General features: G+C 72.4%; 20 protein-coding genes and 1 tRNA gene. 12 read left to right on the top strand and 9 right to left on the bottom strand.

The genetic code is table 11. The annotated features are described in order from the left end of the window. Positions 1 to 190: 190 nt before the first annotated feature. Positions 191 to 700, top strand: a complete 510-nt coding sequence (locus tag ACIHAR_RS14055; RefSeq protein ID WP_365463862.1) for a MarR family transcriptional regulator — start codon at positions 191 to 193, stop codon at positions 698 to 700. A 73-nt stretch (positions 701 to 773) separates the two neighbouring features. Here ACIHAR_RS14055 and ACIHAR_RS14060 read toward each other — a convergent pair whose 3' ends face one another. After that, positions 774 to 2,327 (bottom strand): MFS transporter, encoded by a 1,554-nt coding sequence (locus tag ACIHAR_RS14060; RefSeq protein ID WP_365463865.1) that lies wholly within the window; start codon positions 2,325 to 2,327, stop codon positions 774 to 776. 109 nt (positions 2,328 to 2,436) lie between these two features. Then, on the bottom strand, positions 2,437 to 3,081 hold the full coding sequence (locus tag ACIHAR_RS14065; protein WP_365463868.1) for a helix-turn-helix domain-containing protein: 645 nt from the start codon (positions 3,079 to 3,081) through the stop codon (positions 2,437 to 2,439). Between the two features lie 267 nt (positions 3,082 to 3,348). Between ACIHAR_RS14065 and ACIHAR_RS14070 the strand changes: the two genes are divergently transcribed. The 6 genes from ACIHAR_RS14070 to ACIHAR_RS14095 all read left to right on the top strand — a co-directional run bounded on the left by ACIHAR_RS14070 (position 3,349) and on the right by ACIHAR_RS14095 (position 9,511). Further along, a complete protein-coding gene (locus ACIHAR_RS14070) occupies positions 3,349 to 4,677 on the top strand; it encodes a M6 family metalloprotease domain-containing protein (protein ID WP_400019376.1) in 1,329 nt (442 codons plus the stop codon). Positions 4,678 to 4,999: 322 nt separating this feature from the next. Next, a complete protein-coding gene (locus ACIHAR_RS14075) occupies positions 5,000 to 6,760 on the top strand; it encodes an IclR family transcriptional regulator C-terminal domain-containing protein (RefSeq protein WP_400019378.1) in 1,761 nt (586 codons plus the stop codon). A gap of 62 nt (positions 6,761 to 6,822) precedes the next feature. Further along, positions 6,823 to 6,895 (top strand) — tRNA-Arg (locus ACIHAR_RS14080). A gap of 869 nt (positions 6,896 to 7,764) precedes the next feature. Then, positions 7,765 to 8,193, top strand: coding sequence for a hypothetical protein (locus ACIHAR_RS14085; protein WP_365471813.1), 429 nt, complete (start codon positions 7,765 to 7,767; stop codon positions 8,191 to 8,193). Between the two features lie 456 nt (positions 8,194 to 8,649). Next, entirely contained in the window at positions 8,650 to 8,850 is a 201-nt protein-coding gene (locus ACIHAR_RS14090) for a hypothetical protein (protein ID WP_365471816.1), read from the top strand. 340 nt (positions 8,851 to 9,190) lie between these two features. After that, positions 9,191 to 9,511 (top strand): GYD domain-containing protein, encoded by a 321-nt coding sequence (locus ACIHAR_RS14095; protein WP_400019381.1) that lies wholly within the window; start codon positions 9,191 to 9,193, stop codon positions 9,509 to 9,511. 112 nt (positions 9,512 to 9,623) lie between these two features. Here ACIHAR_RS14095 and ACIHAR_RS14100 read toward each other — a convergent pair whose 3' ends face one another. The 3 genes from ACIHAR_RS14100 to ACIHAR_RS14110 form a co-directional block, all read right to left on the bottom strand. Further along, the gene (locus ACIHAR_RS14100; protein WP_365471822.1) at positions 9,624 to 11,018 is read right to left on the bottom strand and encodes an FAD-binding oxidoreductase; all 1,395 of its coding nucleotides are present in this window, start codon (positions 11,016 to 11,018) and stop codon (positions 9,624 to 9,626) included. Positions 11,019 to 11,284: 266 nt separating this feature from the next. Beyond that, positions 11,285 to 12,127 carry a DUF817 domain-containing protein gene (locus tag ACIHAR_RS14105; RefSeq protein WP_400019383.1) on the bottom strand — a complete coding sequence of 281 codons (843 nt, stop codon included), beginning with the start codon at positions 12,125 to 12,127 and terminating at the stop codon, positions 11,285 to 11,287. 125 nt (positions 12,128 to 12,252) lie between these two features. Next, positions 12,253 to 13,347 (bottom strand): M20/M25/M40 family metallo-hydrolase, encoded by a 1,095-nt coding sequence (locus ACIHAR_RS14110; RefSeq protein ID WP_365471863.1) that lies wholly within the window; start codon positions 13,345 to 13,347, stop codon positions 12,253 to 12,255. A 1,155-nt stretch (positions 13,348 to 14,502) separates the two neighbouring features. Here ACIHAR_RS14110 and ACIHAR_RS14115 point away from each other — a divergent pair. After that, a complete protein-coding gene (locus ACIHAR_RS14115) occupies positions 14,503 to 14,943 on the top strand; it encodes a MarR family transcriptional regulator (protein WP_365471866.1) in 441 nt (146 codons plus the stop codon). Positions 14,944 to 15,008: 65 nt separating this feature from the next. Here ACIHAR_RS14115 and ACIHAR_RS14120 read toward each other — a convergent pair whose 3' ends face one another. Next, positions 15,009 to 16,202 (bottom strand): MFS transporter, encoded by a 1,194-nt coding sequence (locus ACIHAR_RS14120; RefSeq protein ID WP_400019385.1) that lies wholly within the window; start codon positions 16,200 to 16,202, stop codon positions 15,009 to 15,011. A gap of 78 nt (positions 16,203 to 16,280) precedes the next feature. On the opposite strand from ACIHAR_RS14120, the gene ACIHAR_RS14125 reads away from it, so the two are divergent. The 3 genes from ACIHAR_RS14125 (at position 16,281) to ACIHAR_RS14135 (ending at position 19,114) form a co-directional block, all read left to right on the top strand. Then, positions 16,281 to 17,258 carry an ArsR/SmtB family transcription factor gene (locus tag ACIHAR_RS14125; RefSeq protein ID WP_400019387.1) on the top strand — a complete coding sequence of 326 codons (978 nt, stop codon included), beginning with the start codon at positions 16,281 to 16,283 and terminating at the stop codon, positions 17,256 to 17,258. A gap of 365 nt (positions 17,259 to 17,623) precedes the next feature. Beyond that, on the top strand, positions 17,624 to 18,127 hold the full coding sequence (locus tag ACIHAR_RS14130; protein WP_400019389.1) for a glutathione peroxidase: 504 nt from the start codon (positions 17,624 to 17,626) through the stop codon (positions 18,125 to 18,127). A gap of 96 nt (positions 18,128 to 18,223) precedes the next feature. Further along, positions 18,224 to 19,114, top strand: a complete 891-nt coding sequence (locus ACIHAR_RS14135; protein ID WP_365471833.1) for a MerR family transcriptional regulator — start codon at positions 18,224 to 18,226, stop codon at positions 19,112 to 19,114. 115 nt (positions 19,115 to 19,229) lie between these two features. Here the strand turns inward: ACIHAR_RS14135 and ACIHAR_RS14140 are convergent, their stop codons facing one another. The 3 genes from ACIHAR_RS14140 to ACIHAR_RS14150 all read right to left on the bottom strand — a co-directional run bounded on the left by ACIHAR_RS14140 (position 19,230) and on the right by ACIHAR_RS14150 (position 21,668). After that, the gene (locus ACIHAR_RS14140) at positions 19,230 to 19,421 is read right to left on the bottom strand and encodes a DUF397 domain-containing protein (protein ID WP_400019391.1); all 192 of its coding nucleotides are present in this window, start codon (positions 19,419 to 19,421) and stop codon (positions 19,230 to 19,232) included. A gap of 250 nt (positions 19,422 to 19,671) precedes the next feature. Further along, positions 19,672 to 20,529, bottom strand: coding sequence for a helix-turn-helix transcriptional regulator (locus ACIHAR_RS14145; protein ID WP_365471839.1), 858 nt, complete (start codon positions 20,527 to 20,529; stop codon positions 19,672 to 19,674). A 383-nt stretch (positions 20,530 to 20,912) separates the two neighbouring features. Further along, positions 20,913 to 21,668, bottom strand: coding sequence for a GPP34 family phosphoprotein (locus ACIHAR_RS14150; RefSeq protein WP_365471842.1), 756 nt, complete (start codon positions 21,666 to 21,668; stop codon positions 20,913 to 20,915). A gap of 224 nt (positions 21,669 to 21,892) precedes the next feature. Between ACIHAR_RS14150 and ACIHAR_RS14155 the strand changes: the two genes are divergently transcribed. After that, positions 21,893 to 24,502 carry a D-alanyl-D-alanine carboxypeptidase gene (locus tag ACIHAR_RS14155; protein WP_400019394.1) on the top strand — a complete coding sequence of 870 codons (2,610 nt, stop codon included), beginning with the start codon at positions 21,893 to 21,895 and terminating at the stop codon, positions 24,500 to 24,502. The last annotated feature ends 50 nt before the right edge of the window (positions 24,503 to 24,552 follow it).

Genomic DNA, 24,552 nt, shown 5'->3' on the forward strand with positions numbered 1-24,552 from the left:
CCTCCTGCGAGGGATGCTCCTGGGGGGCGTGCTCCTGAGTGGCGGCGGACATGGCGGTGACTCCCTCCGAGGGCGCTTCGCCGGGTGGCCGACCCTCGCTCCAGCACTACTTGAAGTCTAAATCGCTATCGCCATAACTGTAGAGCCCACTTGTTTAAAGTTCAAGGAGGAAGCCCGTACAGTGGAGTACATGACGAAGGCAGCCGCTTCCCCCGACGAGCCCCAGTGGCTCACCGCAGAGGAGCAGCGCATCTGGCGCTCCTACCTGCACGCCACCTATCTCCTCGAAGACCACATGGACCGCCAGCTCCAACGTGACGCGGGGATGCCGCACGTCTACTACGGGCTCCTGGTCAAGCTCGCCGAGTCTCCGGGCCGGCGCCTGCGCATGACCGAGCTGGCCATGCACGCCAAGATCACCCGTTCCCGCCTCTCCCACGCCATCGCCCGCCTGGAGAAGAACGGCTGGGTACGGCGCGAGGACTGCCCGTCCGACAAGCGCGGTCAGTTCGCCGTCCTCACCGACCAGGGCATGGAGGTGCTGAAGAGCGCCGCGCCGGGCCACGTGGCCGCCGTGCGCAACGCGCTCTTCGACCGCCTCACCCCCGAACAGCAGAAGTCCCTCGGCGAGATCATGGAGATCGTCGCCGAGGGACTCCAGCCCAACGAAGCGGGTGCCGACCTGCCCTGGCTGCGCTAGGGCGGGCCGTACGTACGGGCGGTGCCTACAGGCGGTACCTGTGTGAGCGGGCTCGACTGAGTGCCCGCAGGACTCAGTGGGCGATCACCGGCACCGGCACGGCGTCCTCGGCGCCCTCGCCGTCGCGTGCGCCCGACCCGCCCACCGGGCCCATGTCCGGCTTGCCGGCGTTCACCAGGGTCAGGGCGATCACGGCGGCGAGGACCAGGATGCCGACGGCGAACCAGATGGCGCTCGTGTAACCGTGGACCTGGCCCTCCAGCTGGACCAGCTGCTGCTGCGACCGGGAGGTCGCGGAGGCGAGGTGGTCCGTGATGTAGGCGGTGGTCGCGGAGGCGGCGACGGTGTTCAGCAGGGCGGTGCCGATCGCGCCGCCCACCTGCTGCGAGGTGTTGACCATCGCGGAGGCCACACCGGCGTCCCGCGGCTCCACGCCCTGCGTGGACAGGGCCATGGCCGGCATGAACGCCGTACCCATGCCCAGGCCGAGCAGCAGCATGGCCGGCAGCAGCAGGGTCGTGTACGAGGAGCCGATCTCCATGCGGGTCAGCAGCAGCATGCCGAGCGCGGCGACCAGGAAGCCGGGGCCCATCAGCAGCCGGGGCGCGACCCGGGTCATCAGACGGGTGCCGATCTGGGTGGAGCCGGTGATCATGCCCGCGATCATCGGCAGGAACGCGAAACCGGTCTTGACCGGCGAGTAACCCTTCACGACCTGCAGGTAGTAGGTCAGGAAGAGGAACAGACCGAACATCGAGATGATCGCGAGGCCGAGCGAGAGGTAGACGCCGCCGCGGTTGCGCTCGGTGAGCACGCGCAGGGGCAGCAGCGGGGCCTTGACCTTCGCTTCGACGAGCACGAAGGCCGCGAGCAGCACGCCGGACGCGACGAACATGCCGACGGTCACGGAGTCGCCCCAGCCCTCGGACTCGGCGCGGGTGAAGCCGTAGACCAGGGCGACGAGGCCGAGGGTGGACAGGATGACGCCCGGGATGTCGAGGGAGGAGCGGTTGCGGCCGCCCTCGGGCTCACGGATGACGAAGTAGGCGCCGGCCGCGGCGACGACGGCGAAGGGGATGTTCACGAAGAACGTCCAGCGCCAGTCCAGGTACTCGGTGAGGAACCCGCCGAGGATGAGACCGACGGCGCCGCCGCCACCGGCGATCGCGCCGTAGATGCCGAACGCCTTGGCGCGCTCCTTGGCGTCCGTGAACATCACGGCGAGCAGAGAGAGCGCGGCGGGGGCGAGGAGGGCGCCGAAGACGCCCTGCAGGGCGCGGGCGCCGAACATCATCGCCTCGTTGGTGGCCGCGCCGCCCAGCGCGGAGGCCGCGGCGAAGCCGCCCAGGCCGATGACGAAGGCGCGCTTGCGGCCCCACAGGTCGGCGATCCGGCCACCGAAGAGGAGCAGGCCGCCGAAGGCGAGCGCGTAGGCCGTGACGACCCACTGGCGGTTGCCGTCGGAGATGCCCAGGTCTTGCTGGGCGGAGGGCAGGGCGATGTTCACGATGGTCGCGTCGAGGACGACCATCAGCTGCGCGAGGGCGATGAAGACGAGCGCTTTCCAGCGACCCGGGTCCGCCTGGACGCCGGGCGCGGGCGCCTTGGCGGTGGCTGATTCAGACATGGAGGTACCCACTTCGGGACTTCGTGACGGAAAAAGAGTGAGAAAAGGGGACGGCTCGTCTACGGCGACGGCCGCGCAGTCGGTAGGAAACGGAGGTGCTGGTGGTCTCTCAGGCCTGGCGCAGGTCCTCCATGGTCACGGCCGCGCCCGGCAGGACGGAGCGGGCAGGAGCCCGCAGCCCGTCCAGGAACAGCTGCAGATGGCGGTGGACGAAGCGGTCGGCGATCGGACAGGCGGTGCCCGCCGGGGGCCGGCTGAGCTGGGCCACGGCGACCATCAGGTCACCGAGCCCGACGTCGTGGCGGAGTTGCCCGGCCCGCCGGGCGCGCTCCATGACCTCCTCGATGAGCCGCTCGGCGCGCAGCCGGGCCGCCTCGAGGTCGGGATGGTTCTCGTCGAAGGCGCTGGCGGCCATCGGGCACAGCGCGCTGAGCCGTTCGTCGGCGGCGACGTGCACGAAACGCTCCAGCGCGCCGAAGGCGTCGCCCGTCTCCGCGAGCGCCTGCCGGGCCGCCTCGGCCGTCCGGTCCATGACGGAGCAGACGACCTCGCGGACCAGCGCGTCGCGGTCGGGGAAGTTGCGGTACACCGTCGCGTTGCCCACGCCGGCCCGGCGGGCGATGTCGTCGAGCGGCACGTCCGGGCCCAGTTCGACGAACATCTCGCGGGCGGCGGTGACGATCCGCTCCCGGTTGCGCAGGGCGTCGGCGCGCGGCCGGGTCACCTTGCGCTGCGCGGGGGCTGCGGTCTGCACGGCGTACTCCTCGTGAGTCGGAACGGTTGAGTCCGGGGAACCGGGGAAGCTCTCCCCGTTTCGGTCGGACACAGGGCTAAACGGGGAAGCGGTCCCCGGTTATTTCCGGCCCCTGGCTTCTTTTGATGTGACCTGAACCACACCCCCCTCTACCTGCAGGTAACCCACGATCGGCCGCCCCGACGCGCGCACCCGCCCGCCCCGACGGAGGGTGATCGCGAGGGTGCAGCCGGTGACCCATGGCTGCCTGGAGCGAGAGGTGCCCGCATGCAGCCGCAGCCTGAGCGCCCCCGGGACGGCGGCCCGGGGACACCCCCCGAGCCGCTCCGCCGTCGGATATGCCCGCGCCGCGCGGCCGCCCTCGCGTGCGTGACCGCCCTGACGTTCGCGGTCAACACCTCCGCGGACTCAGGACTCCTCGGCCGGGGCCCGGCAACGGCCGGCGCCGGACCGGTCCCCGTGGCCCGCACGGCCGCCCTCGCCCCCTGCATGATCAACGGCAGCCCCGCCGTCCAGATGTCCGAGGGCGTGCCGACATCCGGCGGCTACGCGCGCTCCACGGGCACCGTCCGCGCCCTCACCCTCATGATCGACTTCTCGGACGCACCCGGCGCGGGCACCGCGCGGGACCGCTTCCGGGAGTTCGTCCCGCAGACCCGACAGTGGTTCCGCACCGCCTCCTACGCCCGCCTCGACTACCGCGCCGAGGCCCCGATCCCCCGCTGGCTGCGCATGCCCAAGTCGTTCAAGGCGTACGGCATAGAGCGCGGCGCGCCCTTCGATCCCGGCTACCGGGAACTCGTCCAGGACATCGTGGCCGCCGCCGACCCGCGCGTCGACTTCCGCAAGTACGACCTCCTGAACGTACTGGTCACCCCGAACGCCGGCCCCTCGGCGCTGGACACGGTCCTGTCGGTGACGTTCGCCGGCAACAGCGAGGCCCCGGTGGCGGACGGCGCGCCCGTGGCGAACGCCTCCTTCGTCTACTCCCGCCAGGACGACGGCTCCGGCTCCTACGCCGAGACCGGCTTCCGCGTCCTGCCGCACGAGAACGGCCACGTCTTCGGCCTGCCCGACCTCTACACCCAGGAGGGCGGGGGCGCGGTCGGCCACTGGGACATCATGAGCGAGGACTGGGGCGCCAACAACGACCTGCTGGGCTGGCACAAGTGGAAACTGGGCTGGCTGGACGCCGACCAGGTCAACTGCGCCACCGCCCACGGTTCGAAGGAGTACACCCTCACCCCCCTCGCCCGCGCAGGCGGCCCGAAGCTGGTCTTCGTCCCCCTCGACCGCCGCACCGGCTACGCCCTCGAACTGCGCACCCGCGACGGCAACGACGAGGCGGTGTGCCGCCCCGGCATCCTCATCTACAAGGTCGACGCGGACGTCGACACAGGCATGGGCCCGGTGACCGTCTACGACTCCCAGCGCGACAGCGGCGGCTGCACCCGCAGCCCGAACGTCCACGCGGAACTCTCCGACGCGCCCTTCGTCCCGGGCGAGACCTTCAAGGACCCCGAGCGGGGCGTGCGCATCTCGGTGACGGCGGCCGACCTGGAGGGGACGTACCGGGTGCGGGTGACCCGGCAGTAGCGGGTTCGGCGGCTGCCTGAACTGAGGCGGGGCTGCCGCGACCGCCGTACGGAGCCGGGAGCGACCGGCGCGGCCGCCGCCACGGACGATCGCAGGCTCGCCGAAAGCGCCATGCGGAGACCCGCCAGTGACCGGCCCGGCGGCCGCCCGGACAACGCCGGGCCTGCCGCGACCGCCGTACGGAGACCCTGCAGCGACCGGCCCGGCAGCGGCCCGGACAATCGCAGGCCTGCCGCGACCACCCCCAACGAGTTGGCGGTAACCCGGCCAGACAGCCACCCGGACTACCGTAGGCCTGCCGCGACCGCCGTACGGAGAGCCGATGCCCGCGAAGACGACCCCGCCGCCCGCCCGGGAGACGCCCACCCCGTCGCCCGTCCCGGAGGAGGCGGTCACGCCGTTGATCCGCGGGATCGCCGTCCTGACGGAGCTGACCGCGGCGGGCGGCACGATGAGCCTGAGCGACCTCGAACGCGCCACCGGCCTCGCCCGCTCCACGGTCGACCGCATCGCCGCGACACTGGCCCGCATGGGCTACGTCCGCCTCGACGGCCGCGACGCCGTACTGGCCCCGCCCGTCATGGAACTGGGCAACGCCTACCTGGCGGCCCTCCGCCTGCCCGCCCTGCTCTCGGCCCGGGCCGACGCCCTGGCCGACGACCTGGACGAGTCCGTCTCCCTCGCGGTCGCCGACCGCGACGGCGTCCGCTTCATCCACCAGGCGACCCGCCGACGCGCGATGTCCCTCAGTTTCCGCATCGGCGACCTGCTGCCCGCCGAACGCACCGCGCCGGGCCCTCTCTTCGCGACGGAGTGGACGGACGCCGACTGGAACCACTGGCGCGCCCGCCGCACGACGGACCCCCAGGACCACGGCTTCCCGGCGATCCCCCCACGCCACCACCCCGCCCCGAACCAGCCCGGCGCCAACCAGCCCGGCGAGGGCTGCGACGACGACACCACGGACTTCGTACGGCGGACGGCGAAGGCGAAGGCGGAGCACTGGGCCCTGGACGACCAGCTGATCGAACCGGGCCTGGTGGCCGTCTCGGCCCCCGTGCGCGACCCCCTCACCTCCCGGATCGCCTGCGTGGCGAGCGTCGTGAGCCACACCAGCCGCCACACGGCGGCGGACCTGCGGACGACTCTCCTGCCCCGCCTGCGCACGGCGGTGGCGGCGATGGAGGAGGACCTGCGCCAGGCCCCGCCCGCGGAACCAGGCCCGCCCCCCGCGGGCCTGGCCCTCTGGACCGGCGCCTCGAAACAGGAACTGGGCCGGGAGTTCGTCGAATCCCTCGCCCGCGGCCTGACCGTCCTGACGGCGTTCGGCACGGGCCGAGCGGCCCTGACCCTCACGGAGGTGGCGAAGGCGACGGGACTGGCCCGGGCGACGGCCCGCCGCTCCCTGATCACCTACGACCACCTCGGCCTGGTGACCCCCACCGCCGACCGCGCCTTCGCCCTCACCCCCCGGGTCCTCTCCCTCGGCTTCCCACCCCTCTCCCGCACCTCCCTCCCCCGCATCGCCACCCCCCACATGACAGCCCTCACCGACCTCCTGCACGAGTCGACATCCCTCGCGGTCCTCACCGACACGCCCGACCACATCCAGTACACGGCCCACGTCCCCGCCCGCCACGTCATGAGCGTGCACCTGACCGTGGGCACACGCCTGCCGGCGAACGGAACGTCGGCGGGGACGGTACTGCTGGCGGGGCGGGCAGAGGCGTCGGAGCGGACAGAAGGCGGCGCGGGGCGGGCAGAGGCGTCGGAGCGGACAGAAGGCGCGGGGCGGGCAGAAGGTGACCGGCGGACAAGGGCGGAGGGAACGAACGCCGCCCGGAGCGAGGCCGGCTACGCGCTGATGGACGAGGAACTGGAGGAGGGCCTGCGCACGATCGCGGTCCCGATCCGCGACCGCAACGGCCGCACGGTCGCCGCCCTCACCGCGGCCACCCACGCGGCCCGCCGCACGCTGGAGGAATGCGTCCAGGACATCCTCCCCGCCCTGACCACGACGGCCTCCCACATCGAGACCGACCTCCACGTGGCGTCCCGCTTCACCCACGTCCCTCTGACCTGACCCCCACACCCCACCGATCAGATCCGGTACGCTGACGCCTGTGGCCCGCACGGCCACGGTCCGCCTTCGTAGCTCAGGGGATAGAGCACCGCTCTCCTAAAGCGGGTGTCGCAGGTTCGAATCCTGCCGGGGGCACAGCGATAAGGGTCGGCTCGGGAGGGGTTTCCTTCCGGGACGGCCCTTCGTCGTGTCCGAGGTCGTGCCACACGCCTGCCACTACCTGGAGGAGTCCCGGTCCGGATCGGGCATGGGCTTCGGCACGAAGAGGCTCAACCGGAAGGTGGTGGGTTGCGTCTGGCGCCCACAGAGCGTGTCCACCCGCACCGCCGTCCAGTCGATCTGCATGTCCGACGCTCGGAGACGACGGATATGAGCGTGCCATTCCGACTCGTCCTGGGTTTCGAAAAGCACTTCCCAGTGGCCCGCGTCAGGCGCGAGACGAGCGGCAGCCCGCTGCGCCTCGTCCTGCTGATGACGCCTTCTTTTGCGCTGCCCTGGCATCGGCCCAGCATGGTCAGCTTCCACCATCGCAGCAAGGCCATTACCTACACCCGGTATCAGCTAATGCCACGCGGATGCCACATTTCCTAGCCGGAGGTCCCTCCCCCACCCTCGTCGATCATGGCTCCGAAGCGGTCAGCGATGGCCGGTCCGGGTCTTGGACCCGGTCGTCCGATAGTTACTTCGCCGCCGTTGCCCGGTCCGCGGTCCGACGAAGACGTGCCCGGCCCGGCCGGCGGGAGCGGCGAACCCGTCCATGTGGCGCGTGAACGCGCCGAGCAGTTCCGTCGGGCAGGAGACGGAGCGGAGGTCGGCCGCGGGCTTCGGTGCCTTGTTGAGGAGTCGGCCGCCCTGCAGACAGTCGGCATACCCATCGACTCGGACTGCCGTGACACCGCGATGGAGAGCGTGATCGAAAAACAAATGTTCACTCGTTGTTCAGATGACGTACTGTCACACCGGCTCGCCGGACTGCCCGAGCGAGCATGAGGAGGAGTCACACGATGCGCCACAAGATCGGGGCCTTAGCCGCCACCACCGTTTTCCTCGCCGGCGGGGCACTCGCCACCGCGACCTCGGCGTCTGCAGCTGTTGATCCGCCCAGCGGCGGTTGGGACCACACGTGGACCACCTCGGACTCCAGGGATGGTGGCACGGTCTACATCGCTGAGCACGGCGACATCGTCTCGCTCTGCGACACGGCGGCCGACGGGTACGCTCCCCGGGTTCAGATCGCCAGCCAGGCGAGCAGCGGCGCCTATCACATCCGCTACACGCTCACCGCCTCGGGCGGAGAGGGATCATGCGCCTCGGCCCGTGCTTCGCAGGGCGGCGTGTACGACCTCCCCGAGAACACTCAGATCGGCGTCACGATCTGGCTGGGTCCGGACCGCGACTACCAGACGCAGCACTATTACCTCAACGACCACTAGCCAGTACGCAGGGGCGGGAGTGCCCCTGTACACCCTGGGTGGTTGAGGCGTCGGCAGCGCTGCCGACAGCCGCCTGCGGCCCGTTCGTCCCACTTCACCGTGTTGGACGAACGGGCCGCGTCGCTTCCTGTCCCGTCCTCTTCCGTCCCGGGAGCGGATGCCGGCGGCTCATCGGCTGTCGTCGGTGGGCGCCGCCGGAAGAACCGCTCCCGCCGCCGTGAGGCGGCCGCCGCTTCGCACATGCGCCCTCAAACCGCCCTGGATAGGGTTGACGAGGAGAGAGAACATGCCGGAACGAACGCATCGCCGACGGGTCCCTGGCCGACGATGGATCGGATGGCGACCATGACCGCATCGACTGTCCCCCCACACGATGCGCCTCCCGTCCAGTGTTCCGCGGGCACGGACGCGATGAATGCCGGGGAGGCGGCTGACCACGCCGTCACCCACCACAGCGTGACGCTCGACGTGTTCGGCACGCGTGTGGAGCTCCTGCCCCCGGAGCAGCTCGCCTTTCTCGCGGGCGTCGGCGTGCTGGCCGCTCTCGAGATCGTCGAATGGCCGGTGGCGCTGGTCCTGGGGGTCGGACACCAGCTCGCCCACAGCCATCACGGCCGGCTGCTGCGCGCGTTCGGTGAGGCCCTGGAAGAGGCCTGAGGTGAGGGTGCCGGTGCCGCGCCGGTAGCGGTCGGTAGCGGGCCGGTTCGTGCGCCGGGTCCGCGCAGTGCGGGTGCCGGGTCCGCGCAGGGCGGGCGGACTCACGCAGAGCGGTGCTCGACGTCCTTCGGGTCGTGGCGCCTTCGGCGGTGTCGTCGGCCGCCACGGGTTCATCGGGCGGCGCGGGTTCCAACGGCGCGGGTTCCGACGGCGCGGGTTCCAACGAGTCCAACGGTGTGGGTTCCAACGAGTGAATCCGGCCGCTCGGTGGATGGCGGCCGGGGCGGCAGCGGGAAGCCCACTCTGCGTACCGGACAGCCGACGGGCAGGGAGCGTCCCCATGCCGAAGTTCCTCATCCAGGCCAGCTACACATCCGAGGGCACGAAGGGGCTGCTCAAGGAGGGCGGAAGCGGTCGCCGTGCCGCCGTCGACCAGGTGGTCGCCGACCTGGGCGGACGGGTCGAGGCCATGTACTTCGCCTTCGGCGAGGACGACCTGGTGATGATCGTCGACTTCCCCGACCCGGTCTCCATGGCCGCCATCAGCCTCACCGTGAAGGCCAGCGGCGCCCTGCGCACCCGGGCCACTCCCCTCCTCACCATCGACGAGATCGACGAGGCCGCCCGGCGGCAGGTGGCCTTCCGCGCTCCCGGCATGTGAGGGGGTGCACGTGCGCGGGTGAGAGCCGCGCCGGTCGGGGCCGGCGCGGCTCTCGGCGCTGTCCGGCGGCCCGGCGGACAGCGGGCGGGCCGCCACCGGCACCCGCGCGGACTCACCCGGCCTGCGGCTGTGAGGCCGGCCTGATGTTCTGGGTGGCGTGGAAGACGTTGTCCGGGTCGTACGTCTTCTTGACCTGCGCGAGACGGTCGTAGTGGCCGCGGTACGTGGCCTGGACGCGGCCCGGTTCCTCGGCCTCGCCGAGGAAGTTCACGTACGAGCCGCCCATGGAGTACGGGTGCATCTCCTCCCAGTAGTCGACGCACCACCGCTTGATGGTCTCGGCGTTGGCGGGGTCGGGGTCGACGCCGGCGAAGACGCCGGACCAGACGGCGTCCCGGTACGCCCACGCGGTGTCGTCCGGACCCACCCGGTGGGCGGCGCCGTCGACCGGGTACAGGTGCATCAGTGACAGGGGGCTGGCGAGGTTCTCGCCGTACTTGAGGTGGACGTCGATGGCGGCGTCCGGGACGCTGTCGAAGAAGTCGCCCCGCCAGTACCACTGGTATCCGGTGGGGATCAGTTCGTCGAAGCTGGTCTGCAGGACGGGATACGGCATCGGCGTGGTGAAGTGGAAGGCGGGCGGCGCGGGATCGCGCACCGACGCGAACGCCTCCTCGAAGCCGCTGAGGTCACCGGTGTGGCACCACACGACGCCGCACACCTTCCGGCCGTGGATCTCCTCGGGGAACGGCGGGGCCGGCGGGATGGTGAACAGAGTGAAGAAGCCGTAGACGTCCTCCGGTGCCTGCGGAAGGAAGTCGCGGTACCACGTCAGCACCTCGCGGGTGTGGTCGACCGGCCACACGGTGACCCCGAACCCGATCGTCTCCACCGGGTGGAGGCGGTACGTGAACGAGGTGACGACCCCGAAGTTGCCGCCGCCGCCGCGCAACGCCCAGAAAAGGTCCGGGTGTTCGGTCTCGTTCGCCGTGACGAAGGTGCCGTCGGCCAGGACGACGTCCGCCGCGAGGAGGTTGTCCACCGTCAGGCCGTACCTGCGCGTGAGGTAGCCGTGGCCGCCGCCCAGCGTCAAGCCCCCTACGCCCGTCATGGAGATGATGCCGGAGGGCGTGGCGAGCCCGAAGGCGTGCGTGGCGTGGTCGAGGTCGCCGAGTTGGCTCCCGCCGCCGACCTGGGCGGTCCTCGCGGCGGGATCGACCCGCACCCACCGCATCAGGGACAGGTCGAGGGTGACTCCGCCGTCCACCAGACAGAGGCCGGGGCCGCTGTGCCCGGCTCCGCGGACGGCCAGTTCGAGCCCCTGGTCGCGGGCGAACCTGATGGCCGCCATGACGTCCCCGTCGTCGACGCAGCGGGCGATGGCGGCGGGACGCTTGTCGATCATGGCGTTGTAGATCTTGCGGGCCTGGTCGTAGTCGGGGTCCTGGGGTCCGGTGACGGGTCCGCGCAGCGCGGTCCTCATCGCTTCCAGGGTTGAGGTGTCCATGAATGTCTCCGGGGGAAGGTGAACTCGCCACCCCTGCGGCGTCTCCCCCAGGCCGTCCGGCGTCGGAGGGCTTCCCCGGACAGCCGCTCAGGACAACCGCTCAGGACAATCCCTCAAGGACGGAAAAGGCCCTCGTTCGCGTCGGGCCTGGGCTGCCGATGTTGGGTTGGGGGACCAGAGCCGGGCGTCCGCAGCCGGACACCGCGGTGCTGACATCACCAGCGTCTCCCCGGCCCGGAGGCCCTGCAATCCGTACGTCCCGCCCGTCACTCCACGCACCCTGTCCGGTCCATCGGGCGAGCGCCGCGCCCCCGCCGCCCGCTCCGCCCCGCACGACGCGTGCGGCCCGTCGCCGCCAGGACGAAGGTGATGCTGATCAGCAGGGACCAGGCGCCGAACTTGTCCACGCCGACCGGCTGCCAGCCGTCGAGTTGGTAGGGGTAGCGCCAGGCGCCGAGGTAGGTGGCGAGGTTCTCCGCCAGCCACAGGAAGAAGCCGATCAGGACGAACGCCAGGGCCAGGGGCATCCGCCGGCGTACGCCCCGGACCGTGTAGCGCACCCATGTGCCCGCGGTGGCCGCCAGGAGCAGTACGGCCAGCGGGCCGCGGACGTCGGGCAGCCAGTGGTGGCTGAAGAAGTTGACGTAGACGGCCGCGGCCACGAGCGCTGTCGCCCGCGGCCGGTAGCGGACCAGTTCGAGGTCGAAGAGGTGCCAGGCCCGGCAGACGTAGCTGCCGACGGCCGCGTAGAGGAAACCTCCGTACAGCGGGACGCCCGCGAACTTCAGCACGGCCGGTTCCGGGTAGCTCCACGAGCCGAGGGAGACCTTCACCAGCTCGAAGGCCAGGCCGATGACGTGGCAGACGCCGATGACGGCGAGGTCCCGCCCGTTCTCCCAGCCCCGCCTCCAGAACAGCAGGGTGAGGAGCACGCCGTAGGCGACGAGGAGGTCGTAGCGGGCCACCGGCAGACGGGGCAGCAGGGCCGAGGCCGCGACCCCCGCCAGCAGGGCTATGGCGAAGGCACAGGCCCGGGTCTGCGTCCAGGCGAAGTCGAGCAACTGGCGCACGGGGGGCGGCACGGGGCCGACGGGGCTTGAGGTGAGCATGGTGTCCTGTAGGACGGGGGCACGGCCGCTCGCGGTTGCCTTCGTTGCCTTCGTCCCTGGTCGCGGGTCCGGGGCGGGGCCGGTGACCCCTTGCCTGCGTACCGCTCATCAGCGCGTCGGGTGTCTCATCGCACCGTTCTGGTGATCAACTCGGCGAGCAGCCGCGTGCGGGGGATCAACTGGCCGACATCGACGTACTCGCTGTCCGCGTGGGCGCCCGCGCCCACCGCGCCCAGGCCGTCCAGGGTCGGGCAGCCCGCGGCCGCCGTGTAGTTGCCGTCCGAGGCGCCTCCTACGGCGGCCTGCCTCAGCGGTCCCTGTCCCAGGTCGACGGAGACGCGGGAGGCGAGGGCGAAGAGGGTGGCGGAGGACTCCGGTTCCATGGGCGGCCGCCCCGCACCGCCCCGGACCTCCAGCCGGGCTCCGGGCGTCCGCGGGGTGAGCTGCCGTACGAGGGCGTCGACCCGGTGCTGGGCGGCCGTGGTCGGCACGCGCACGTCCACCGACAGCCGCGCCAGCGCGGGCACCGTGTTCCGGGCGCTGCCCGCCGAGAGCAGGGTCGGCGTGACCGTCGCGGCACCGAGGACGGGATGGGCGGCGCCCGTGGCGGCCTCGATGCGGGCGACGGCCAGCACCTGGTGGGCGGCCTCGACGGCGGCGTTGATCCCCTTGTGCGGTTCCAGGCCGGCGTGGGCGGCCCGGCCGTGCACCACGACCTCGTACCGTGAGGTGCCCTTGCGGGCGGTCTTCAGCGCGCCCCGCTCGTCGGCGGCGGCCTCCAGCACGAAGGCGGCCGCGCACCGGCGCGCGGCCTCCTCGATCAGGTGCCGGGAGCTCGGGGAGCCGACCTCCTCGTCCCCGGTGACCAGGACGCACACGCCGTCCGGGGAGGGCAGGGAGGCCAGGGCGTGGAACATCTGCACCAGGCCCGCCTTCATGTCCAGGACGCCGGGGCCGCGGGCGATCCCGGCGGTCACCGACCAGGGACGGGACCGCAGCGAGCCGAGCGGCCACACCGTGTCGTGGTGGCCGACCAGCAGCACGCGCGGGGTGCCGAAGGTCCACCGCAGATGGGTCACCCCGTCGATCACGAGCGTCTCCGGCTCGGCCGCCAGCCGCCTCGCACCGAGGGCGCCGACCACCTCGGCGCTGCGCGCCACGGCGTCGTGATCGGCCGAGAAGGACTCGCACGACACGAGTTCCTCCAGGTCGCTGAGCATCGTCGACAGCACCGCGCTTCACCTTCCGAGTGCGTCACCGGGGCGTCCGTTCCCCGGCGCCGGGCGCAGCCGCCCCACGATCGACGGTAGGAGCGGCTCGGGCATTCCACCAGCGACCACGTCGCACGTGCTTCGATCCGGCCGACCGGCCCTGCGCCCGCCCGGATCGTGCACGCCTGCCCGCGCCCCGCCGCCTGCGGCACCGTCCCTGCGCGATTCGCTCCGCACCGCCGCCACGAACGGCCACTCGTCGCACGGGGGGCCGGCGGTTCGGCGGTTCGGCGGTTCGGCGGGACTGCGGGCCTGCGGTTCGGCGGGACTGCGGGCCTGCGGTACGGCGGTACGGCGGTTCGGCGGTTCGGCGGGCCTGCGGTTCGGCGGGACTGCGGGCCTGCGGTACGGCGGTACGGCGGGCCTGCGGTACGGCCGGCCTGCGGGGACGGCGATCACTGTTCCGCGCGCCCGTCCCGGCCGCCGCATCGTCGCGGGCGCCGCATCGTCGCGGGCGCCCCGTCGTCCCGGGCGCCGCGTCGTCCCGGGCGCCGCAGGCTGGCCGCGGCACGTCCCGGCCTTCAGCGGCCCGGCGCGTGGGCGTCCGCCGCCTGCTGCGGCGGCCTGCGCCGCGCGCCACAACCCCGGCCGGTAGTGCGCCGCACCGCGCGGCCGGCGCACAGGCCGCCAAGGGCCGGTGCGACGACGGCGCGGACAGTGGGCGGGCCGGGCCCCCGCGCCGTCGCAAGTCGCCCACGAGCACCGACGTCCAGATGCCCCCGCCAGGCAGCCGGCACCGCGCTCCAAGTCCCGGTGGCAGGCCGTCCTTCTCCGGCACCCGCACCGGCATCTCCGCAGCCGGACCGAGGGCGACCGACCCACCCGGCACGGCCGGTACGGCCCCGGCGGATGCCTGCCGACGGATGGTGGGCCGGCGCCCGGCACGCCCGGCCCGGCCCCGGCCGGTGCGCGCCGGGCGGATGTGCGGGCCGCCGGGCGGCTCCGTCGATGCCCGCCCCAGGCGCCGCACCGACACCACCAAGGCCGATGGCCGACGGCAGCCGACCGGTGGTCGACCGGCGGCCGGTCGGCGGCGACAGCGCCTGATGTCCGGCCCGCACGCCCGGCTACGCTTCCCGCATGGGGAAAGCCGCAGGTGAGCAGATGGGGGTCGTGACCGCGCTGGTGCGGTCGGCGTTCCTCGTGAACGCCGTGTACGCCGAGTCGAGCCGGGCATACGGCATCACTCCTCAGCAGGGGCAGTTGCTGTGCGTCCTCATGCCGCAGCCGTACGGCATGAGCGAGCTCGGGGAGATGCTGGGGCTCGCCAAGTCGAGTCTCACCGGGCTGGTGGACCGCACCGTGCAGCGCGGACTGGTGCGGCGCGAGTCCGATCCGCGGGACGGGCGGGCCGTGCGCGTCGGGCTCACCGAAGAGGGGGCCCGGCTGGCCCACGCGTTCTACGACGAGACCTGCCGCCGGGTCGAGGCCCTGCCGTCGGCACTCAGCGGGTCCGAGCGCGACCGGCTGGCCGCGCTGCTCGCCCGCGTCGTCCTCGACAACAAGGTGCCCGAGGTGTTCACGGACCCCGACGTCAGCCCGTAGGGGCGAGGCCGGCGACCGCGTCGCCCTCCACGACAAGGTGCCCGAGGTGCACACGGATCCGGAGGTCAGCCCGTAGGGGCGAGGTCGGCGGTCGTGTCGCCGGTGCGGCGCCGACCGGCCGCCGCCAGGGTCAGCGTCACCGTGATCGACGCGAGCGCGATCACGGTCATCGCCGTGGCGGGCGAGGTGAGTTGGGCGACCGTGCCCGCCAGTGCCGCGCTCACGCCCTGCAGGGTGAGCATGCCGGCGGAGTGCAACCCGAGGGCCTGCCCGCTGAGTTCGGGCGGGGTGAGGGACATCAGGCGCTCCTGCTGGACCAGGCTCGCGCCGAAGCCCACGGAGGCCACGGCGGCGCAGAGGGCGGCGAGCGGCAGGGCCGGGCGCAGGACGAAGAAGGCGTACGGGGTCGCCAGGAGCAGCAGGAGCGGGGTGGCCAGGCGCCCGCGTACGGCGGGCGGAAGCAGGCGGCCGACGGTGAGGTCGCCGACCAGCATGCCCAGCGCCGCGCACGCGAACAGGGTGCCCGCGGCGGCGGGGTCGTACGGCACGAAGAGGGCCTCGCAGCCGACGACCAGGCCGTTGGGCAACCAGAGGCCCAGGTAGACCAGGCGGCGGGGTCGGGAGGACCACAGGAGGGCGTTGGCGCGCCAGGTCGCGGTGACCGAGGGGCGGCCGGTGGCGCGGGGCGGACGGGCGGTCAGGCCCAGGCGGGCGGTGACGCCGGCGAACGCGTGCAGGAGGGCGGCGAGGGAGAGGACCAGGTGCGGGGAGAGGGCGGTGACCAGGGCGCCGCCGGCGGCGTAGCCGATGATCTGCGTGAGGCCGCTCATCATGTTGAACAGCGAACGGCCGGCCAGGTAGCCGTCCTTGGCGAGGACCTCGTGCAGCAGGCCCCAGCGGACCCCGCCGCCGAGTGCCGCGACCAGGCCCTGGACGAGGACGACGGCGAAGACCGCGGCGACCGGGAGGCCGGGGACGGCCAGGAGGGCCGTGGCGGCGGCGAAGGCGAGGGAGAGCCCGGCGAGGGCCGTCCTCGGCGGGAGGCGGTCGGCACCCGACAGGAAGAGGGTCGCGCCCAGGACCTGGGCGAGGGACGGGCCGAACATGCTGACCGCCGAGAGGAGCGGTGAGCCCGTCGCCCGGTAGACCAGCGTGCCGAGGGCGAGGCCCGCGGCCGTCTGGGCGGCGGTGTGGGCGGCGGTCGAGAGGAGGAGGGGAGGGAACTCGGGGGTGCGGAAGAGCTGTCGGTAGCCGGTCATGCGCGGAGTCTCGGGCGGGTCCGGAGGCGGTCGTTAATGTTTCGCGGTAGCGCGAAACGTCATGAGGGGGTGGCCGGTGTGGGCTGGTGGCAGGTGAACGCCGACACCCTGGCGGGGAGCCGGTTCGTGGTCTCGGAGTACGCGGAGACCTTCGCGAGTCTGAAGCTGCTGCACGCGGGGGTGGCCGCGCATCCCGGGGAGGGGGCGTGGCTGCGGGCGCATCTGCCGGGGTACCGGGAGCGGCTGGCCGCCGACCCGGTGACCGCGTCGCTCGTGCGGGCCGGGCTCGGACGGGACTGGATCGCGGACTTCCTCACGCCCACGCCACGGGGCGGGGAGGGCTTCGGGGAGGCCGTGGCACGGGTGCGCGCGGTCCGTCCCGCGGAGGTCCGTGCGCATCTGCGGCTCTCCCTCGCGGGGGCGTTGCCGGCCGCGCTGGAGCGCGACGATCTGGCCGAGCGGGCGGCCGGGCTCCTGGAGTACGTGTGGGAGGCCGCCGTACGGCCGTACTGGGAGCGTCGGCGCAGGGTGCTGGAGGCGGACGTGGTCGCGCGGACCGCGCGGGTGAGCCGGGGCGGGTGGGCGGCGGTGCTGGACTCGTTGCGGCCGGGGACGCGGTGGCTGGGGGAGAGCCGGTTCCAGGTCAACCTGCACGAGTATCCGCCGCGCGAGATCTCCGGGGCGGAGTTGCTGTTCGTGCCGGTGACCCCGCGGACGGGGTGGGTGTCGTGGGAGGGGCGGGAGCGGTACGCCGTCGTCTATCCCTGCGCGGGAGCCCTGTCCGAGGACCACCGCGCACGCGCCGTCCCTGCCGCCCTGGGCTCGCTGCTCGGGCCCGCCCGGGCGGCGGTCCTGGCACTGCTCGGCGCGGGGCCGCTGAGCACGACCCAGTTGGTCGCCCTGACCGGGCAGGGGCTCGGTTCGGTGGGGCGGCATCTGCGGGTGCTGCTGGACGCGGGTCTGGTGGAGCGGCGGCGGGCGGGCCGGTCGGTGCTGTACTCGCGGACGGGGGCGGGGGATGCGGTGGTGGAGGCGAGTGAGGGCGCGGCCGGGTGAGTCGCGCGGGCCGGCCCGAGCGTGGGGCAGGTCGCGCGGCCCGGCGCTCGAATCATGCGGGCCGGTCCGAGCGTGGGATGGGCCGCACGGCCCGGCGCCTGAGTCGTGCAGGCCGCCCGCATGGGGCCGGGTCGCCCGGCCCGGCGCTCGAATCATGCGGGCCGGTCCGAGCGTGGGATGGGCCGCACGGCCCGGTGCCTGAGTCGTGCAGGCCGGCCCGAGCGTGGGGTGGAAGGCACGCCCCGGCGATCGCGGGTGCCGCCGCGCCCGCCGTGCCGCCTCGGGCGGCATGACCGCACGAGAGCGACGGCCGCCGCGAGTGGCCGGCACCGGCGGGGTCAGCGTGCCGGGCTAGCATCGCCGGCATGACTACTGATGCCGGTACCTCCCCCCTCGCTGTCGAGATCGGCGCCCTCAAGGGCGGCTCCGCGGAGCTCTCGCAGTACGCGGGCCAGGCCGTCCTGATCGTGAACGTGGCCTCGAAGTGCGGCCTGACCCCGCAGTACACGGGCCTGGAGCGGCTCCAGGAGCGGTACGCCTCCCAGGGGTTCACCGTGCTCGGTGTGCCCTGCAACCAGTTCCTCGGCCAGGAGCCGGGCTCCGCCGAGGAGATCGCCGAGTTCTGCTCGGCCACGTACGGGGTGACCTTCCCGCTGACGGAGAAGGTCGAGGTGAACGGCGAGAACCGGCACGCGCTGTACGAACGGCTCGTCGGGTTCGCGGACGCCGAGGGCCACACCGGCGACATCCGCTGGAACTTCGAGAAGTTCCTCGTCGGACGGGACGGCGGCGTCGTCGCCCGGTTCTCGCCGCAGACCGAGCCGGAGTCGGCGGAGGTCGTCGCCGCCATCGAGGGCCAGCTGCGCTGACCCCTGGCAGAGGCGGCCCGACGTCGTCCGGCGCCGCTTGACCTTGCCCCTGGGGCAGGGCCGAGCGTCCTCCTCACCGGGCGGGAAGGCCGCCCGGTGACGGAGGACGGATCGGTGGACGTACGGGACGACGGGCTGCTCACCATCGGCGCGTTCGCCGCGCGGGCCCGCCTGTCGGCCAAGGCGCTGCGGCTGTACGACCGGCTGGGGCTGCTGGCCCCGGCGCACGTCGACGAGGCCAGCGGTTACCGGTACTACCGCGCCGGCCAGGTGGAGCGGGCGCGTCTCGTCGCCATGCTGCGCGGACTTGACATGCCGCTCGCCCGGGTCGCCGAGGTGGTCGGCGCGGCGGACGGCGCCGAGGCCGCCGACCGGCTCGCCGCCTACTGGGCGGACGTAGAGGCCCGGTTCGCCGCCCAGCGGGCGCTCGCCGGGTACCTCCGTGGACGACTGTCGGGGAGGAGCTCCGAGATGTACGGCACGTTCGAGGTCGAGACGGTGGACGTACCCGCGCAGGTGGTGATCACCGAGAAGCGGCACACGCTGGTGGACGAGCTGCCCGCCTGGATCGGCGCGTCGCTGGGCCGGCTGGAGGAGGGCGCCTCGGCCTGCGGCGGCAGCACCGGGGCACCGTTCGTCGTGTACCACTCCGAGGTCTCCTTGGAGAGCGACGGGCCCGCCGAGTCGTGCGTGCCCGTCGCCGACGAGGCGGCGGCGCGGGCGTGGGTGGCCGCCCAGGGGCGGGGACGGGACGTCTCGGTCCGGTTGGAGCCCGCCAGGCGGCTGGCCCGCACGCGGATCGCCAAGGCACAGGTCGCACATCCCCAGATCCTGGCCGCGTTCGAGGCGGTGGAGGCGTGGATGAGGCGGGAGGGCCTGGAGTACGACGGCCCGTGCCGGGAGATCTACTTCGCCGACTGGGAGGCGGCGGGTCCGCAGGACCCGGTGTGCGACGTGGCGTTCCCGGTGCGCGCCTCGGCGCGGTAACCGGGAAACAGCCGAGCCCCCTCGGCAAGGACGGCGAGCTCGTCGAGAGGGCTCTTCGGTGGTGCCGGTGACGGTGTCAGCCGTGGCACGGGGCGAGGATCGGGAGATCCTCGCCCTACTTTTTGACCGAGGCGACGAAGAGGTTCCACGCGTCGGCGGGGAAGTCCAGCACGGGCCCGTCCTGGACCTTGGAGTCCCGTACGGCCATGGCCGCGAGGACCGGCGACTTGACCTCCACGCACGCGCCGTTGCCGGTCGAGTAGGAGGACTTGGTCCAGGTGTGCGTGACGCCCTGACGAATTGCCATTTTTGCTCCGGATTGCCAGTGAGGTGAGTTGCTGTCGCCGTACGCGGGGCACGACTGCGGACCCACGGCACGGTTTGCGCCAACGGTGGTGCCCGTTGGCGTGATCGACGCTACTCGCCACCATCGGCTTACGAAGCGACTATTCACTCGACTGGATGGCATATTCCAAGTGGGTCTTCCATCCCGGCGGGGTGACGGTGTACCGTGCGGCGCCTTCCCGGCCAGGAGGGACAGAAAGCCCCAAAAGGCCCTAACGGGCGTACTCCTTGGCGATGTCGGCGATGAACTGGCGGGACTGCTCCACGTTCAGGGCCTGCGCCCGCAGGTGCTCGTACATCACGCTGTACTTCTGGACGTCGTTGGGCTTCTCCAGGTAGAGGTCGCTGGTGACGCCCTCGATGTAGACGACGCTGGAGTCGGACGCGTCGGGGAACTCGAGGATCGCGTACTGGCCGTTGAGGCCCGGGTGCGCGCCCATGTCGAACGGGATCACCTGCACGGTGACGTGGGGCAGCTGGGACTGCTCGACGAGGTGCTCCAACTGGTCGCGCATCAGGGAGCGGTTGCCGACGACCCGGCGCAGGGCGGCCTCGTCCATCACCGTCCACAGGCGCAGCGGGTTCTCCTCGGCGCTGATTCGTTCCTGCCGACGCATCCGCACCTGCACGCGCTTCTCGATCTCGGTGGACGCCGTCTCCGGCAACGCCCCCGAGATCAGCGTCTCGGCGTACTGGCGGGTCTGCAGCAGGCCCGGGACGACCTGCGGGTCGTACACGCGCAGGCTCGCCGCGTCCGTCTCCAGGCCGATGTAGACGCTGTAGGGGACGTCCCCGAAGGCATGCCACCAGCCCTGCTGGCGGGAGTCCTTGGCCATCTGCATCAGCGACTCGACGATCCGCTGGTCCTCGACCTCGTAGACACCGCACAGATCGCGCACGTCGCGCTGGCTGATGCTGCGGCGGCCGTTCTCCAGGCGGCTGATCTTCGACTGGGACACGAGCAGGCGGTCGGCGACCTGTTCGGCCGTCATGCCCTTGTCCTCGCGGAGTTTGCGCAACTCCTGGCCCAGCCGGCGCCGCCGGACGGTGGGATTGACATTGGACGCCACGGGACGTGCACCTCCGGCTGCGTGCCTGTAACTAACACTTTGCGTATCTGCTGTTGAGCAGACTGCCACCAAGGTGCTTTCTACCGCTGGAAAACGGTGGATATGCGGCCGGTACACGCCAGTTAGGCGTTTCTCCCACAGCCCCCTCACATGCGTCCGCGCGGGGCGGTGGAGCCGCGTGTCCCTCAGGACGTACGGCTGACCGCCCCGCGCGGGCCGCGCGGCTCCCGAACGGGTCTTGCGGGTCTTACGGGGCGTAGGGACCTGCGGGACCGTGACCTCACGGGTCGCGCGCCTGTCCGGGCCCTACGGGTCGTACGGGTCGTGTACGGGTCGTACGGGTCATACGGGTCGTACGGGTGCGTCGTGGGACCTTCTGCGGCTCAGTGGGCCACGACGCGCGCCATGGAGCCTCGGCGCGGTTGCGCCGGAACGCCACGGGCGGGTTCCGGAGCGGACCTGACTCCCGGTCCGGCCGGGCGGCCGGCCTGGGCAGGGTTGCGCCGCGGCTGGGCCGCCGCGCCGTTCTGAACGTCCATCACGGCGTGCGCCACGAGGCCGCCCATCGGGTCGTGCCTGATCAGGTCCCGCAGCCGGGAGCGGGACGAGCGTCCCTCGTTCCCCGGGTACAGGTGCTTGCCGAGGCCGACCGCGTGTGCGAGCGCGGCGAGCGCCGCGGTCCGCGGGTCCGGCGGTACGCCGGTGCGGATCGCCGAGTCCAGCCGGGCCCTGATCTCCCGGCTGATCGCCGTGTCCGTCGCCTGGTAGCGAGTCGTCGGCAGCACTCCGCACATCTGGCCCGCCACGGCGTGCACCATGCCGCACCGCTCCAGATGCGAGAGGTAGGTCTGACGGAGCCCGAGACGGGGCCCGCCGATCCAGTGGACGGCCCGAACCGGAGCGCCACGCCTTCGCAGCAACTCCAACGCGCAGTCCAGTGTCGGATCTCCAGTCGGCCGTGGGGACACCACGGCGATACGATCCCCGTCTGGGGCTATCCGTCCGGCCAGCGCCAGCTCCACTAGCTGTGCTCCGGCCAGACCAAGGTCGAGCGACTGCGGCTGCGCAGTGGTACCCGTGGTCGGGTCCAGTGCCAGCAGCAGAAGCTCCTCCGGAAGTGTTCTGCGGCTCCTGCCCATCCATGCCTCCCCGCGTGGATGAATGACAGGGTGACCCCTCTCACATTCATCTGTCGAGGGTGCGTGACCGGTTCGTAGTGGAACCAGCAAGTATGTCGTTCTCGTCTACCGCAGGAGCCAAGCCCTCTGCGCAGGACACTGGTAGATGGTTCGGACAGCGCCGTGAGGCGGCGTCCCGGGCGGGCGGTTCATGGTTCGACAAGCGCGCGGTGAGCGTGCGGCACATGGAGGAGGCATCGGTGGCGGGCGAGTCCCCCGACAGGTCGAAGCAGCGCGAGTCGTCGGCAGAACCGACGTCGGGGAGCGCGGGCACGGTTCCCGAGGCACGGGATCCGAGGGTCACGATGGCGCGGGAGAAGGAGTCGACGAATGCGGCTTCGTCCTCGTCCCGGGGCGGGGTGGACACGGCGACCCGGGTGTTCTCCGTGCGGGACTTGAAGACCGAGGACCGACCCGAGGACGCCGCCGGGGACGAGGAGCGCGAGGAGGCCGCCCAGGACGCCTCCGAGGCCACCGAGGACTCCGACGCCCCGGCAGGCGCGGAGAGCCCCCAGGGGGACGCCGACGCCCGCGAGGGCGGGGACCAGCGACTGCGCGCGGCCGCGGCCCAGTGGGTGGCCTCGGCGGACGAGAAGGCGGATGAGAAGGCCGCCGGGACTTCCGAAGAGCCCGAGCCGAACGAGCAGGCCGACAAGGCCGACAAGGCCGTGCGCGCAGGACAGGGCGCCGAAGCCGGCGGGGCCTCGGAGGCAGGTGCCGGCAAGTCCCGGACGCCCGGGAAGTCCGAGGAGGCCGACGAGTCCGAGGAGCCCGGCGAAGCGGCTGCGGAGGACGCGGTCGAGGCCGGGACCGGGACCAGGACCGGGACCAGGGCCGGGGAAGAAGCCGGGCAGAAGGCCGAGAAGGCCGAGAAGGCGTCAGAAGCCAAGTCCGTGGCCGAGTCGGTGTCCAAATCCGCGCCGAAGTGGGCGGTGGACTCCGGCGAGGACGCCGAGCCGAAGTCCGGCAAGGCCGGGCAGGACGACAAGGCCGGGCAGGACGGCAAGGCCGGGCAGGACGGCAAGGCCGGGCAGGACGACAAGGCCGGACAGGACGACGACGCGAGCGGCGCCGAGGACGGCGGGCCCGAGGCCGGCGAGGATGCCGAGCGCGACGCCTCCGACTCCCCCGTCGACCAGCCCACGGCCGTCTTCAAGGCCGTACGGCCCGCCAAGCCCGCCGTCGACCAGCCGACGACCATGCTGAAGCTGGGCGGCGCCGCCAAGGCGGCCGCCCCGGAGACGGACAGGAAGGGTGAGACGGACAAGAAGGGCGAGAAGGCCGCCGGGAAGCCGGATGCCGGGTCCGCTGCCGAGGCCGAGGCCGAGCGGACCAGTAAGTTCGTCGCGCTCAAGCCCCTTGACGACCCGTCCACCCGCAGGCCGCAGCCGTCGGGGCCCGCGAAGCCCGCCGGATCCGCGAAGCCCGCCGGGCCGGTGAAGCCCGCCGAGCCGGCCGACGCCACCGCCGTCGTCCCGCTGATCGGCCCCGAACGGACCACGCAGCAGCCGCTGCCGCCGAAGCCGCCGCTGGATCTGCTCGCCGAGCTGACGAACACCCCGCCGCCTCCGCCGACCCCGCTGCGCACCCTGGCCCGCCGGGTCAAGATCTGGACGCCACTGGTGATCCTGCTGGCGGTCGTGTTTGCGATCGTTCAGGCCGTGCGGCCACTTCCGGCGACCTCGCTGACGCTCACCGCTAAGGACTCGTACACCTTCGAGGGCGGCAAGCTCTCGCTGCCGTGGCCGGGCGAGGGTCAGGGCTGGATGGACGTCAGCGGCGTCGGCACGATGGGCAGCTTCGGCAAGCAGACGCCCGTCGCCATCGGCTCGGTGGCCAAGACGATGACCGCGTACGTCGTCCTCAAGGACCACCCTCTCAAGACGGGCGAGGACGGCCCGAGCATCACCGTGGACGCCACCGCCGAGAAGGAGGGCGGCTACAACCAGGCCGGCGAGTCCACCCTCGACAGCGTCAAGGCCGGGGACAAGCTCACGCTGAAGCAGGCGCTCTCGGCGGTCATGATCCCGTCCGCCAACAACATCGCCCGACTGCTGGCCCGCTGGGACGCGGGCACCGAGGCGGCGTTCATCGAGAAGATGAACGCGGCCGCCAAGGAACTCGGGATGACGAACACGACGTACACCGACCCCTCCGGGCTGAAGGAGACCACCGTCTCCACGGCCGAGGACCAGGTGAAGCTGGGCAACGCGGTCGTGAAGATCCCGGCTCTCGTCGCGATCACCAGCGCGGCCAGCTGGACGGACCCCTCCGGGCGCTACTACTCGAACTACAACGAGCTCCCCTACGTCATGGGCGCGATCGGCATCAAGACCGGCTCCACCACCGCGGCCGGCGGCAACCTCCTCTTCGCGTCCCGCAAGGAGGTCGGCGGCGAGACGGTCACCGTCGTCGGCGCGGTCCTCGGCCAGCACAAGCCGAGCATCCTCAAGACGGTCAACACCGTCAGCAGGACGGCACTGGAGGCCGCCGAGGACGCGCTGACCTCGGCGAAGATCCTGAAGAAGGGCGACGTCGTCGGATACGTGGACGACCAGCTCGGCGGCCGCACCCCGGTCGTCGTCACCAAGGACGTCACGGCGGTCGGCTGGGCCGGGCTGACGGTGACGCTGAAGTTCGCCGCCGACGAGGTACCGCACACGGCCGAGGCGGGCACCCAGGTGGGCACGCTGACCGTCGGCGACGGCTCCGGCAGCGCCGTCAAGGTGCCGGTCGCGCTGCAGGCGGACCTGGTCGAGCCGGGCTTCTCGGACAAGCTGACACGCATCGGCTGAGCCCGCGCCGCGTACGCCCTCTCCCGCACCGTTCCCGCACCCCGCCAGGG

The sequence above is a fragment of the Streptomyces sp. NPDC052016 genome, assembly GCF_044548445.1.
Taxonomy (GTDB): Bacteria; Actinomycetota; Actinomycetes; order Streptomycetales; family Streptomycetaceae; genus Streptomyces.